Annotated in this window: 11 protein-coding genes; 3 read left to right on the plus strand and 8 right to left on the minus strand. The window is 71.9% G+C overall.

Annotated elements, in window-relative coordinates; translation table 11 throughout:
- Nucleotides 1–103: 103 nt before the first annotated feature.
- Nucleotides 104–1654 (plus strand): alpha-amylase, encoded by a 1551-nt coding sequence (locus tag VF612_RS17540; protein ID WP_408661144.1) that lies wholly within the window; start codon nucleotides 104–106, stop codon nucleotides 1652–1654.
- 120 nt (nucleotides 1655–1774) lie between these two features.
- Here the strand turns inward: VF612_RS17540 and VF612_RS17545 are convergent, their stop codons facing one another.
- A complete protein-coding gene (locus VF612_RS17545; RefSeq protein WP_408661145.1) occupies nucleotides 1775–2749 on the minus strand; it encodes a hypothetical protein in 975 nt (324 codons plus the stop codon).
- 177 nt (nucleotides 2750–2926) lie between these two features.
- Between VF612_RS17545 and VF612_RS17550 the strand changes: the two genes are divergently transcribed.
- The gene (locus tag VF612_RS17550; RefSeq protein ID WP_408661146.1) at nucleotides 2927–4069 is read left to right on the plus strand and encodes a 5'-3' exonuclease; all 1143 of its coding nucleotides are present in this window, start codon (nucleotides 2927–2929) and stop codon (nucleotides 4067–4069) included.
- Here VF612_RS17550 and VF612_RS17555 read toward each other — a convergent pair.
- The 7 genes from VF612_RS17555 to VF612_RS17585 all read right to left on the minus strand — a co-directional run bounded on the left by VF612_RS17555 (nucleotide 3957) and on the right by VF612_RS17585 (nucleotide 12468).
- Complete coding sequence (locus tag VF612_RS17555; protein WP_408661147.1) at nucleotides 3957–5234, minus strand: SRPBCC family protein; 1278 nt, start codon at nucleotides 5232–5234, stop codon at nucleotides 3957–3959. The two genes, VF612_RS17550 and VF612_RS17555, sit on opposite strands and share 113 nt — an antisense overlap.
- A gap of 12 nt (nucleotides 5235–5246) precedes the next feature.
- Nucleotides 5247–6104: an FAD binding domain-containing protein gene (locus VF612_RS17560; RefSeq protein ID WP_408661148.1), complete on the minus strand. Its 858-nt coding sequence runs from the start codon at nucleotides 6102–6104 to the stop codon at nucleotides 5247–5249.
- Nucleotides 6101–8581, minus strand: a complete 2481-nt coding sequence (locus tag VF612_RS17565) for a xanthine dehydrogenase family protein molybdopterin-binding subunit (protein ID WP_408661149.1) — start codon at nucleotides 8579–8581, stop codon at nucleotides 6101–6103. The genes VF612_RS17560 and VF612_RS17565 overlap by 4 nt, the downstream gene beginning before the upstream one ends.
- Nucleotides 8578–9114, minus strand: coding sequence for a (2Fe-2S)-binding protein (locus VF612_RS17570; protein WP_408661150.1), 537 nt, complete (start codon nucleotides 9112–9114; stop codon nucleotides 8578–8580). Before VF612_RS17570 ends, VF612_RS17565 begins: the two co-directional genes overlap by 4 nt.
- 87 nt (nucleotides 9115–9201) lie before the next feature.
- Nucleotides 9202–10344, minus strand: a complete 1143-nt coding sequence (locus VF612_RS17575; RefSeq protein ID WP_408661151.1) for an XdhC family protein — start codon at nucleotides 10342–10344, stop codon at nucleotides 9202–9204.
- On the minus strand, nucleotides 10337–11563 hold the full coding sequence (locus tag VF612_RS17580; protein ID WP_408661152.1) for a vWA domain-containing protein: 1227 nt from the start codon (nucleotides 11561–11563) through the stop codon (nucleotides 10337–10339). The genes VF612_RS17575 and VF612_RS17580 overlap by 8 nt, the downstream gene beginning before the upstream one ends.
- On the minus strand, nucleotides 11560–12468 hold the full coding sequence (locus tag VF612_RS17585; protein ID WP_408661153.1) for an AAA family ATPase: 909 nt from the start codon (nucleotides 12466–12468) through the stop codon (nucleotides 11560–11562). Before VF612_RS17585 ends, VF612_RS17580 begins: the two co-directional genes overlap by 4 nt.
- Nucleotides 12469–12579: 111 nt before the next feature.
- Between VF612_RS17585 and VF612_RS17590 the strand changes: the two genes are divergently transcribed.
- A partial coding sequence (locus VF612_RS17590) for a lysophospholipid acyltransferase family protein (protein WP_408661154.1) occupies nucleotides 12580–13005 on the plus strand: 426 nt, incomplete at its 3' end.

A 13005-nucleotide genomic window follows, 5' to 3' on the forward strand; every position in this document is an offset into this window, starting at 1 on the left:
AGCCAGGTCACTAGTAAGAAACGAGAGCCGGTCGGCGGCAGCCGACCGGCCGCGCCATCGCGAAAGGACAATCATGACAAGAGAAATCTTCGCCGGATCAGCCATGCCGGTTCGAGGCGGACGCCGGCGCCGGATCAGGACGGCTGTCACCGTCGCTGCCGGCGTGATGACGCTGGCTGCCGGATCGGTCGCGGTGGTCGGCAGCACCAGCGCGGGCGCGGCCGGTCAGCAGGCGGCGATGTCCAGCCAGTCGGCACATCACGTCAAGCGCGACGTGATCGCCAACCTCTGGGAATGGAACTGGGTCTCCATCGCCAAGGAATGCAAGACGGTGCTGGGGCCGAAGGGCTACGGCGGCGTCCAGGTGGCGCCGCCGCAGGATTCGCTGTCCAAGACCGACGGGCCGATCCACCCGTGGTGGGAGGTCTACCAGCCGGTCCGCTACCAGCTGACCAGCCGGATGGGCAACGAGGCGCAGTTCAAGTCGATGGTCGCCACCTGCCGCAAGGCGGGGGTCAAGGTCTACGTCGACGCGATCATCAATCACATGACAGGGCAGGGGAATCGGTCCTACGGCGGCGTCAGCTACTCCAAGTACGAGTACCAGGGCCTGTACACCAGCGCCAACTTCCACCACACCCCCGCTGACTGCCCCACCGCGAGCGGCAACATCGAGGACTTCAACAACTACCTGCAGGTCACCAAGTGCGAGCTGGTCAGCCTGTCCGACCTGCGCACCGAGACGACCTATGTGCGCAACCGGGTGGCGGCCTACCTGAACAAGCTGATCAGCTACGGCGTGTCGGGCTTCCGGGTGGACGCGGCCAAGCACGTTCCGCAGGCCGACCTGGCTGCCATCGAGAAGCTGCTGCGCCGCACCGTGGACGGCACCCGTCCGTACGTCTTCCTGGAGGTGCCGCCGGGCGGGCCGGGCAAGCTCTCGCCGTGGGCCTTCATCCGGCAGAACGACGTGCTCGGGTTCGACTTCGCCGGCCAGATCCGCGATGCGTTCAAGAGCTACACCACCCCGCCGGGCGGCAACATCACCGACCTGTCGATCTTCGGCGAGCGGGCCGGGCTGCTGCCCAGCGAGAAGTCGGTGGTCTTCATCCAGAACCACGACACCGAACGCAACGGCTCGACGCTGAACTACAAGGACGGCGCGACCAACATCCTGGCCCACGAGTTCATGCTCGCCTACGGCTATGGCACGCCCCAGGTCTACTCCAGCTTCGCCTGGACCGATCCTGAGGGCTCGCCGCCCGCCGACGCCAACGGCTACGTCACCAACACCGACTGCAACAACGGCTGGGTGTGCATCAACCGCCACAAGGGTGTCGCCAACATGGTCGGCTGGCACAACTACGTGGGCGACGCCAAGGTCACGAACTGGACCGACGACGGGGTCAACCTGATCGCCTTCAGCCGGGGGCACCGGGGCTGGATCGCGCTGAACAACAGCGCTACCGACAAGACCATGACCTTCTCCACCGGCCTGCCGCGCGGCACCTACTGCGACGTCATCCACGGCAACCTGGTCGCCGGGGACTGCACCGGACGGACCTTCACGGTGGACCGGCACGGCAAGGTCCGGGCGCGGGTGCCTGCCAAGGATGCGATCGCCTTCACGGTGAAGGACCTGGAGCACCGCTAGCCACGCGTGCGGTACCGGCCGGGAGCCACTCCCGGAGCTCGGCCGGTACCCGTCGCAGTGACGCCGGTGCCGCCGCTGTGACGTCAGGAGCACCCTCGTCCGGCGCGGTGGATCAGGTGTTCAGCGCACCTCGTCGGGGGAGCGGGGCGGATCGTCCTTGGCCAGCCGCTGGTGGTCCTCGAGCTCCTGGCGTTCCTCGACCCGCCTCTTGATCCGGCCCAGGCCGGGCAACCCTCCGAGGATCTCGTTGAGCTCCTTGGAGGTGTCCAGCAGGTCGCGCAGGTCCGGCGCCACCGTGCCCAGAGTCTTCACGATCGGCAGGACCTCGGTCTCCATGGCTTCCACCAGCTCGGGCAAGGTGTCGATGAGCTTGATGGCCGCGTCGACCTCGGCAGGGCTGGTGGATTCGGCCAGCCGGTTCAGCACCGGCTCCAGCCCGCTCAGCACCGGCTCGAACCGCGCCAGCAGCTCGTCGGCGCGGCCCACCAGCCCACCGGCCTGCAGGACCAGCGGGTCGGCGCTGTCGGCCAGCGGCTCGACGCGGCCTAGCAGGGTCACCGCCCGATCCACCAGGTCACCGGCTTGCTTGACCAGCGGTTGCGCCTGGTCGAGAACGTCGGCGGCACGCTCGACCAGCGGCTCGGTCTGGGCCAGCACCGCGCCGGTCCGCTCGATCAACGGCTCGGTCCGGGCCAGCACCGCGCCGGTCCGCTCGACCAGCGGCTCGGTGCGGTCCACCACGGCAGCGGTGCGATCCATCAACTCATCGGTTCGACCGACTACGCCCTCGGTCCGGTCCATCACCGCATCGGTTCGATCGATCACCCCTGCGGTCCGGTCGATGAGGCCCTCGGTCCGGTCCATGACCTGCTCGGTGCGCGCCAGCAACCGGTCGGTCCGCTGGATGATCTGGCCGGCCTGTCGCTGGGTCTTGTCGACCTCGGTCATCACGACGTTGACCTTGGCGACGACGCCCTCGATCTGGCCCAGCAGGGTGACTACCCGGGGCAGCAGCGCGATGGCCTGCTCGATCGCCTCGTAACCGCCTTCGGCAAGCCGCAGCAGGTCGCGGGGTCCAGGTACTCCTAGCCGCATGCGCGCACCTCGTCACTGGTCGGCCACGGCCGCCCGGAGTCCGAGCGCCGCGGTGGAAGTCGCCGTACCGATCGGCCGGCCGAAACCGGCAGTTCTGCCACCCTACTTCCGGCTGCGGCGCGGTTGCCCGGCTGTCGAAGTGCCGAAGTTCTGGCCAGGGGCGTTTACAGTGGGGCCGTGCAGGATTCGCCGGTGCTGCTGGCCGTCGACGGCAACTCCCTCGTCCACCGCAGCTTCCACTCCCAAGCCGGCACCGGACTGCGCTCAGCCGACGGCCGGCCGTTGTGGGCCATCCGGGGGCTGCTGACCCAGCTGGTCGCCGCGGCCGAGCGGATCTGCCCCACCGCCATCGTGGTCGGCTTCGACGATCCGCTCGCCAGCCACCGGCGAACCCGGTGGCCCCAGTACAAGGCCAGTCGTACCGAGAAGCTGCACACCCTGATCTCCCAGCTGGACGGCGCCGCCGAGGTGCTGCGAAGCATGGGCATCGTGGTGGTGGTTCCGGACGGCCTGGAAGCCGACGACGTGCTGGCCTCGGCCGCCCGGTTCGCCCCGCAGGCCGGCGCCCGGACCGTCATCATGACCTCCGACCGGGACTCCTTCGCCCTGATCGACGAGCACACCCGGGTGTTGCGGATCATCAACGGCGGGGTGGACGCCTCACCCTTGCTGACCCCGGACCTGCTGGGGCTGATGCTCGGCATCCGGCCGGAGCAGTACTGCGATTACGCCGCCCTGCGGGGAGATCCTTCGGACAACCTGCCAGGGGTGCGCGGCGTCGGGGCCAAGACGGCGGCCAGGCTGCTGGCGACGATGGGGAGCGCCGCCGCGGTGTTCGACGACCTGGCCGCAGGCGGAGCCCGGGTCCGGGCAGCGGTGGGAAGCGCCGCGGCGAACCGGCTGGCGCAGCCGGAGGCGAGGCTCGCTTGGGAGCTCAACTGCCAGGTGATGCGCATGCACAACGACCTCGAGCTGGGGCTGGACCTCACCGGCGGCCCCGGCGTGCTGCCGTTGGACCCCGCCGCCGTGGGCGCTGCCTTCCGGGCGCATCAGCTCACCTGGACCACGCCGGCCGCCCTGCAGTTCCTCGCCTACCAGGATCCGCCGCAGCGACCCGCCGAGCATGCCTGGTCGACGTCCTCCGGCTCCGGCAGGCCTGCCGGAGCGGTCCGGCACCCGGCCGGTTTCGACGGCCGGGCCGGGGGAGCTACTCGGACCGCCGCCGAACACGGCCGGCCGGCCGGTCGGCGGTTCGGAAAGCTGGCCAAGCACGCGAGCCAGCCGCAGGACGCGGCAGTCCAGCTGTCATTGTTCGACTGAGGTTCCGGCGTTCGATCGCAGCCCGGCGTTCGGCTTCGGCCCACCGCCGCACCGCGGCCCGGTAGTCGGCTCTGGCCTGTCGGGCGGCGGCCGAGCGCGCAGCCGCCCGACGGCGGGCCCGCAGCAACACCAGCAGGACCAGGAGCACGCCGACCGCCGCCGGAGCCAGCCGCTTGGCCACGGCCGGCCCGGCCGAGCCCAGCAGGTCGATCGGCTCGACCTCATCCACCGCCGGCCGGTGCGCGGGCGACCGCTGCGTCACCGCGGGTGTGGCCGGGGCTGCCGCTTCGGCCGCGGCGGCCGGTTCGACAGGCTGCTCGTCCGGGGCGGGGCCAGGCAGCGCCACCACCGCCTCGCCGGGCGCTGCCGTCCCGGGTACTGCCGTCCCCGGCGCTGACGGGCCGGCATCCGGGGCGGCCAGCCCGGGTCCGGCGACCGACGAGTCGGGCGTCACGGACGGAGCCATCCGCAGCTCGGCCAGGCCGGACTCCACCTCACCCGGCTCGGCCAGATCGGAGGTCAGCTGCTCCGCGGGCTCGGGATCAGCGGTGCCGAGCCGTTCCCCGCTGTCGAACTCCACGGCCTGAAGCTGCTTGGCGATGTCGAGCTCGGTGGGATCGGCAGCGGTAACCAGGCCGCCGCCCTCGGCACCGGCCACGCCGCCGGCCTCAGCACCGGCCAAGCCCCCGGCCTCAGCACCGGTCACGCCGCCGCCTTCGGCACCCGCCAGCTTGCCGGCCAGGCAGTCGGCGAACTGCCCGATCAGCTTGTTGCCGACGTCCACCATGACGCCCCGGCCGAACTGGGCCGGCTTGCCGGTGATGTTGAGGTCGGTGACCACATGCACCGCGGTGTGGTCGCGGCCCTCCGCCGTCAGGGTCGCGGTGATCCTCGCCTTGGCGGTGCCGTTGCCCCGGGCGTCCTTGCCCAAGGCGTCGATCACCGCCCGGTGCGCGACCGCGTCCTTCTCGACGAAGCTGGCCTTGCCCTTGTAGGTCAGCCCGATCGGGCCCAGCCGGACCTTGACCGTGCCGGTGAAGTCGTCGCCGTCCACGGTCTCGATGGCCGCGCCCGGCATGCACGGGGCGATCCGCTCGATGTCGAGCAGCACCTCCCACGCCTGCTCCAGGTCGGCGGGGACGGTGAAGCTGTGGGTGAGTTGCATGCCGGACCCCGCTCAGATCCCGGCCGCGTGCTGGACGGCCCGCCTGGTCAGCACCGTGACCAGGTGCTCGCGGTAATCGGCCTTGCCCGACTGGTCACTGGGCGCCGAGGTGCCTTCAGCGGCCGCGGCGCTGGCTCGGGCGACCGTCTCCGCGGTGGCGGGAGCCCCGGCCAGCGCCTGCTCGGTTGCCGTCGCCCGCAGCGGGGTCGGGCCCATGTTGGTCAGGCCGATCCGCGCCTCGGTGATGACGCCGTCGGAACGGTGCACCGCCGCCGCCACCGCCACGATCGACCAGGCCTGGGCGACCCGGTTCAGCTTCTCGTAGTGCGTCGACCAGCCACTGCCCAGCTTCGGTATCCGGATCGAGGTGAGGATCTCCCCGGGCGCCAGCGCCGTGGTCAGGTAGTCCAGGAAGAAGTCCCGGGCCGCGATCGACCGTTCCCCGGCCGGCCCGTGCGCCCGCAGCTCGGCATCGAGCGCCAGCGCCACGGCAGGCAGGTCGCCGGCCGGGTCGGCGTGCGCCAGCGAGCCGCCGAAGGTGCCGCGGTGGCGGACCTGCCGGTCGGCCACGGTCTCGGTGGCCTGGGCCAGCAGCGGCGCGTGCTGCTTGACCAGCTCGTTGCCGATGATGTCGGCGTGGGTGGTCATGGCCCCGATCACCAGGCCGTCGCCGTCGTCGGTCACCCCGGTGAGCTCGGCGATGCCGCCGAGGTCGATGACGAGCTCGGGGTAGGCCAGCCGCAGCCGCAGGATCGGCAGCAGCGACTGCCCGCCGGCCAGGATCTTGGCGTCCTCGCCGGCCTGCTGGTAGGCCTGCACCGCCTCGGCGACCGAGGACGGCTTGAGGTAGTCGAACTGGGCGGGGATCACAGCTGGCCTCCGTCGGTCGCGCCGGAGCCATCGGAGGTGGTGGTGCTGGTCCCGCCCCAGGACACGGTGCCTCCCGGATCGCGGCCGGACTTCTCCGCGCCGGAATGGATGGCCCGCCAGACCCGCTCCGGCGTACACGGCATCTGCACGTCGTTGATGCCCCAGGGCCGAAGCGCGTCCACGATCCCGTTCACGATCGACGGGGTGGAGGCGATGGTGCCCGCCTCGCCGACCCCCTTGACGCCCAGCGGGTTCGTGGTGGCCCGGCTGACCGTCCGGTCGGTGGTGAAGCTCGGCAGATCGGCCGCCGAGGGCAGCAGGTAGTCGACGAAGGTGCCGGTGGTCAGGTTGCCCTCCTCGTCATAGACCGCCTCCTCGTACAGCGCCTGCGCGATGCCCTGGGCCAGTCCGCCGTGCACCTGGCCGTCCACGATCAGCGGGTTGATCACCGCGCCGATGTCGTCGACGCAGACGTACTTGCGGATCGTGGAGAACCCGGTCTCGGTGTCCACCTCCATCGCGCACAGGTGGGTGCCGTGCGGGAAGGAGAAGTTCTCCGGGTCGAAGGTGGCGTCGGCGTCCAGGCTCGGCTCCATGCCGTCGGGCAGGTCGTGGGCGGCGAAGGCCGCGAACGCGATCTCCTGGATGCTCTTGCTGTTGCCCGGCGCGCCCCGGACGCTGAAGCTGCCGCCGGCGAACTCCAGGTCGTCCTCGCTGGCCTCCAGCATGTGCGCGGCGATCCGGCGGGCCTTGGCGACCACCTTGTCCGCGGCATGCACCACCGCGACCGCGCCCACCACGAGCGAGCGCGAGCCGTAGGTGTCCAGGCCCTTGGGCGAGGACTGGGTGTCGCCGTGGATCACCTCGACGTCCTCGAACGGCACCCCGAGCTGGTCGGCCACGATCTGGCTCCACGCGGTCTCATGCCCCTGGCCGTGCGGGCTGACCCCGGTGACCACCTCGACCTTGCCGGTGGCCAGCACCCGGATCGAGGCGTTCTCCCAGCCGCCGGCGGCGTAGGACAGCGCGCCGAGCACCCGGGACGGCGCCAGCCCGCACATCTCGGTGAAGGTGGAGATGCCCAGGCCCAGCTGGACCGGGTCCTTGCGGGCCCGCCGCTCGGCCTGCTCGGCCACCAGCTCGTCCCAGCCGATCAGCTCCAGCGCCCGGTCGGTGGCCGCCTCGTAGTTGCCGCTGTCGTAGGTCATCCCGGCGACCGTGGTGAACGGGAACTCCTCGTGCCGGATCCAGTTCCTGCGGCGCAGCTCCATCCGGTCCATGCCGAGCTCGGTGGCCAGCTCGTCCATGATCCGCTCGATCGCGAAGGTCGCCTCCGGACGTCCGGCGCCCCGGTAGGCGTCGGTGGGGGTCTTGTTGGTGAACACCCCCTCGCACACGAAGCGGTAGGCGTCGAACTTGTAGATGCTGTTGAACATGAACGCGCCGAGCACCGGGATGCCCGGGGAGACCAGCCGCAGGTAGGCGCCCATGTCGGCGTACAGGTGCACGTCCAGGCCGGTGACGGTGCCGTCGCGGCGGGCGGTGATGGTGATGTCCTGGATCTGGTCGCGGCCGTGGTGGGCGCTCATCAGCGACTCCGAGCGCGACTCGGTGTACTTGGCCGGCTTGCCGAGCTTGCGGGCCACCAGGGCGGTGATCACCTCCTCGGGCGTCACCTGCAGCTTGCCGCCGAAGCCGCCGCCGACGTCGGGGGCGATCACCCGGACCTTGTGCTCGGGCACGTTGAGGGTCAGCGACAGCATGGTGCGCAGGATGTGCGGCACCTGGGTCGCCGACCACATCACGAAGCCGTCGCCCTGCGGCTGCACCACGGTGGACCGGGGCTCCATGAAGGCCGGGATCAGCCGCTGCTGCCGGAACCGGCGGCTCACGGTCACCTCCGCCTGGCCGAGCACCTCGTCGATCGGCGCGCCGGTGCCCGCCGTCCCGGAGTCGAAGATCCAGGTGAAGGACCGGTTGGACTCGGTGTGGGCGTGCACCAGGTCGGCGCCCGGCGCCAGCGCGGCCTCCATGTCCAGCACCACCGGCAGCTGCTCGTAGTCGATGTCGATGGCTTCCAGGGCGTCCTGCGCCGAGGCCTTGTCCCGCGCCGCGACGACGGCCACCGCCTCGCCGACGTGGTTGACCTGGTCGACGGCCAGGCTCGGGTGGCCCGGGTTGACCATGTCCGGGGTGACCGGCCACGCGCACGGGATGCTGCCCTGGATCTCGGCGAAGTCCCGGCCGCTGTAGGCAGCCAGCACGCCCGGGCGCTCCAGGGCGGCGGAGACGTCGATCGAGGTGATCCGGGCGTGCGCCATCGGGCTGCGCAGGATCGCCAGGTGCACCATTCCGGGCAGGACCATGTTGTCGGTCCAGGTGGTCCGGCCGGTGAGCAGGTGGGCGTCCTCCTTGCGCTTGCGAGGCTGGCCGATCTCGCCCCCGGCGACGTCCGGACGATCGTCGATGGTGGTCATGCCGAGGCCTCCACTGCCGAGACGGATGCGATGGAATCGGAGACGGCTGCGGCGCTGTTCGCGCGGGTCGACATCGCCGCGCCGGCGGCCTGCACGGCCTTGACGATGTTCTGGTAGCCGGTGCACCGGCAGAGGTTGCCCTCGATGCCCTCGCGGACCTCGTCCTCGGACGGGTTCGGGTTCTCCCGGAGCAGGTCACAGGCGGCCAGCATCATGCCGGGCGTGCAGAACCCGCACTGCAGGGCGTGATGGTCGTGGAAGGCCTGCTGCACCGGGTGCAGCGCGCCGTCCGGGCCGCTCAGCCCCTCGACGGTGGTCACGCTCGCGCCGTCGGCCTGCACCGCGAGCACCGAGCAGCTCTTGACGCTCAGCCCGTCCAGCAGCACCGTGCAGGAGCCGCAGTTGCTGGTGTCGCAGCCGATGACCGTCCCCACCTTGCCCAGCCGGTCGCGCAGGTACTGCACCAGCAGCAGCCGAGGCTCCACGTCATCCGAATAGGCCGTTCCGTCGACTTTCACGTTGACCCGTGTCATGGAACCTCCAGCTCGTGTTTCCCGGTTCTGAACGATCTATCCATCTGTACACACCACTACCGCAACCCACCAGGGTCCGGCGACTGCTCACCGGGCCAGTTCCGTGGCGGCTTCGGTGGAGACGGCGCCGTGGATCGGCCCGTCGGCGCTGCGCAGCGGCTGCCCCGAACCGCCCCAGCGCGCCGCGATGATCTCCGCGGCCACCGAGACGGCGGTCTCCTCCGGGGTGCGGGCGCCGATGTCAAGGCCGATCGGCGCATGCAGCCGGGCCAGCTCGGTCTCGGTCAGGCCGAGCTCGCGCAGCCGCTGCAGCCGGTCGTCGTTGGTGCGCCGGGAGCCCATCGCGCCGACGTAGGCCAGCGGCATCCGCAACGCCAGCTCCAGCAGCGGCACGTCGAACTTCGGGTCGTGGGTGAGCAGGCAGATCACGGTCCGCTCGTCCACCTCGGTCGAGGCCAGGTAGCGGTGCGGCCATTCGACGATCACCTCGTCGGCGTCGGGGAAGCGCTGCCGGGTGGCGAAGATCGGGCGGGCGTCGCAGACGCTGACCCGGTAGCCGAGGAACGAGCCGATCCTGGCCACCGCCGAGGCGAAGTCGATGGCGCCGAAGACGATCATCCGCGGCCGGGGGGCGTAGCTGGCCACGAAGATGGCGATGTCGTCCACCCGGCGCTCGCCGTCGTGGCCGTAGCGCAGCACCCCGGTGCGGCCCTGGGCCAGCAGGCCGCGGGCGTCGTCGCCGAGGGCGTCGATCAGCCGCTGCGAGCCGGCGCTCATCAGATTCCCGGACAACCCCTCCGACCGGATCACCAGCCGCCGGCCGAGCAGGTCCGCCGGCGCCTCGACCACGGTGGCCACCGCGACCGGCCGGCCGGCCCGGATGTCCTCGGCGACCCCGCCGAACTCCGGGAAGCTCGCCGGCCCGACCCGCTCGACGAAGATGTCGATGATGCCGCCGCAGGTCAGCCCCACCGCGAACGCGTCGGAATCGCTGACCCCGTAGCGCTGCAGCACCGGGCCGGCCCCGTCGCGGACCTCGGCGGCCAGCTCGTAGACCGCGCCCTCGACACAGCCACCGGACACGCTGCCGGCCGCGCTGCCGTCCGGGCCGACCAGCATCGCCGCGCCCGGCTGCCGGGGCGCCGAGCTCCAGGTGGCGACCACGGTGCCCAGCCCCACCTCGGCCCCCTGGTCCCACCAGTTCTGCAGTTGGTCCAGCACGTCACGCATCGGCGATCACCTCGACGAGTTCCTCCAGCGCCGCGAAGCTGTGCCCGGCCACCAGCCTGTCGATGTGCGGCAGCGCCGCCACCATGCCACCGGTGACCGGTGCGAAGCCGTCCTTGCCCTTGTGCGGGTTGACCCACACCACCGCGTGCGCGAGCCTGGCCAGCCGCCCCAGCTGGACGCCCAGCTCGGCCGGGTCCCCGCGCTCCCAGCCGTCCGAGCACAGCACCACCACGGCGCCGCGGGCCACCCCGCGCTGTCCCCAGCGGTCCAGGAACGCCTTCAGCGCATCACCGAGCCGGGTGCCGCCCCGCCAGTCCGGGACCGCCCGCCCCGCGGCGGCCAGCGCCCGGTCGGGATCGCGCAGCCGCAGCTCGCGGGTGATCCGGGTCAGCCGGGTGCCGACCGTGAACACCTCGGTGCCCAGCGGCGCGCGCCGGGTGGCGGCGTGGGCGAACCGCAGCAGCCAGTCGGCGTAGGGCGACATCGAGCCGCTGACGTCGATCAGCAGCACCAGCCGGCGCGGCTTGTGCCGGCGGCGCTGGCGGATCAGCTCGGTGGGTTCGCCGCCCTGGCTGAGCATCCGGCGCACCGTGCGGTCCAGGTCCACCCGGCCCCGGCTGGCCCGGGTGTAGCGCAGCGACCGCCGGCCGGCCGCCCGCGGCGCCAGCAGGGCGAACAGCCGCTGCAGCTGCTGGCGCTCGGTGGCGCTCAGCGCGGTGACGTCCTTGTGCCGGAGCACCTCGTGCCGGCTGGCATGCACCGCGAAGCCCGGGCTGTCGTCGGAGTCCTGCTCGTCCTCGCCCGCCGCGGCCGGCTCGAACGGCGCCGGCCGGATCACCTGCGGGGCGGTGGCCGCGGTCCTGCCCACCGGCCGCCGGCCACCGAAGTAGAGCGCGAACGCCGCGTCGTACCGTTCGAGATCCTCCGGATCCGCGCACAGGGTCAGCCGGCCGGCCCAGTACACCTGACCGGGATCCAGCACCTCCACGTGCCCGAGCGCGCTCAGCATCGCCTGCACCCGGTCCGGTCCGGCCGGCACCCCGGCGTGCCGCAGCGTCCGGGCGAAGCCCAGCACCACGTCGGTGAAGTCACGCCGCGGCAGGGCGAAGTCGCGCTCCGGCTCGGTGAAGTCGCGCTCCGGCTCGGTGAAGTCGTGCCGCGGCTCGGCGCGGACCGCGGTCGGCGAGCCGGCGGCGCCTGTCCGGACAGGTCGGCTCATCCGGCCAGCTCTGCCAGCACGGTGTCGCGGATCCGCGCCGCGTCCTCCTGGTACTTCAGCACCGCCCCGAGGGTCGCCGACGCCCGGTCGGCGTCGAGGGCATCGGCGCCGAGCAGGTGCAGCGCCTGCGCCCAGTCGATCGACTCGGCAACTCCGGGCGGTTTGAGCAGGTCGGCTTCGCGCATCCGGCGGACGGCGGCGGCCACCTCGCGGGCCAGCCGCTCGCTCACCTCGGGCAGCCGGCGGCGCAGGATCGCCACCTCGCGCTCGTAGGACGGGTGCGCCACCCAGTGGTAGAGGCAGCGCCGCTTCAGCGCGTCGTGCACCTCGCGGGTCCGGTTGGAGGTCAGCACCACCAGCGGCGGCACCTCGGCGCGGATGGTGCCCAGCTCGGGGATGCTGACCGCGTTGTCGGCCAGCACCTCGAGCAGGAACGCCTCGAACTCGTCGTCGGCCCGGTCGATCTCGTCGATCAGCAGCACCGACGGGCTGTGCTCCAGCGCCCGCAGGATCGGCCGGGCGATCAGGAACCGCCGGTCGTACAGCGACCGTTCCAGCTCCGCGGCGTCGGTGTAGCCACCGCCCCCGGCGGTCTCGGTGGCCCGCAGGTGCAGCACCTGGCGCGGGAAGTCCCAGTCGTAGAGCGCCTGGGAGGCATCGATGCCCTCGTAGCACTGCAGCCGCACCAGCTCGGCCCCGGTCACCTCGGCCAGCGCGTGCGCCAGGCTGGTCTTGCCGACTCCGGCGTCGCCTTCGAGGAACAGCGGCCGGTGCATCCGCAGCGCGAGGAAGGCCGCGGTGCTGAGCCCGTCATCGGGCAGGTAGCCCACCTGCTCCAAGGCGCGGCCGAGCTCTGCCGGGGTAAGGCCGGCCGGGTCGAGGGTGTGCGGGTCAGCGGGCGCCATCGACCCAGCATGGCCTCTTCGGCCCGGACGCGCCACGTCGCCGTCAGGTCGCCGCCACGTCGCCGTCAGGTCGCCGCAACCGAGCCGGCCGATGCCACTACGGTATGCAGGATGGAGCCGGTGTACGCCTCGGTCATCGCCTTCGCGCGGGCCCTGTTCGCGGTGCAGGGGTTGCGCTGCACGATCAACGGCGCCGAGAACGTGCCCCGGACCGGCGGCGCCGTGATGGCGGTCAACCACACCGGCTACCTGGACTTCGCGCTGGCCGGCATGGCTGCCCGACCGGCCGGCCGGCTGGTCCGGTTCATGGCCAAGGAGCAGGTGTTCCGGCACCCGGTGAGCGGCCCGCTGATGCGCGGGATGCGCCACATCCCGGTCGACCGGGACGCCGGCGCCGCCTCCTACCGGGCCGCCGTCCAGGCGCTGAAGGCCGGTGAGATCGTCGGGGTCTTTCCGGAGGCGACGATCTCGCGCTCCTTCGAGCTGAAGGAGTTCAAGAGCGGAGCGGTCCGGATGGCAGCCGCCGCCGGGATGCCG

Source organism: Jatrophihabitans sp. (assembly GCF_036388195.1).
In the GTDB taxonomy this organism is placed as follows: Bacteria; Actinomycetota; Actinomycetes; order Mycobacteriales; family Jatrophihabitantaceae; genus Jatrophihabitans_A.

What these genes read in the sequence shown, in the direction of transcription:
- VF612_RS17540 (WP_408661144.1), top strand. Translation starts at nt 104, where the DNA reads ATGCCGGTTCGAGGCGGACGCCGGCGCCGGATCAGGACGGCTGTCACC.
- VF612_RS17545 (WP_408661145.1), bottom strand. Translation starts at nt 2,749, where the DNA reads ATGCGGCTAGGAGTACCTGGACCCCGCGACCTGCTGCGGCTTGCCGAA.
- VF612_RS17555 (WP_408661147.1), bottom strand. Translation starts at nt 5,234, where the DNA reads ATGCAACTCACCCACAGCTTCACCGTCCCCGCCGACCTGGAGCAGGCG.
- VF612_RS17565 (WP_408661149.1), bottom strand. Translation starts at nt 8,581, where the DNA reads ATGACCACCATCGACGATCGTCCGGACGTCGCCGGGGGCGAGATCGGC.
- VF612_RS17570 (WP_408661150.1), bottom strand. Translation starts at nt 9,114, where the DNA reads ATGACACGGGTCAACGTGAAAGTCGACGGAACGGCCTATTCGGATGAC.
- VF612_RS17575 (WP_408661151.1), bottom strand. Translation starts at nt 10,344, where the DNA reads ATGCGTGACGTGCTGGACCAACTGCAGAACTGGTGGGACCAGGGGGCC.
- VF612_RS17580 (WP_408661152.1), bottom strand. Translation starts at nt 11,563, where the DNA reads ATGAGCCGACCTGTCCGGACAGGCGCCGCCGGCTCGCCGACCGCGGTC.
- VF612_RS17585 (WP_408661153.1), bottom strand. Translation starts at nt 12,468, where the DNA reads ATGGCGCCCGCTGACCCGCACACCCTCGACCCGGCCGGCCTTACCCCG.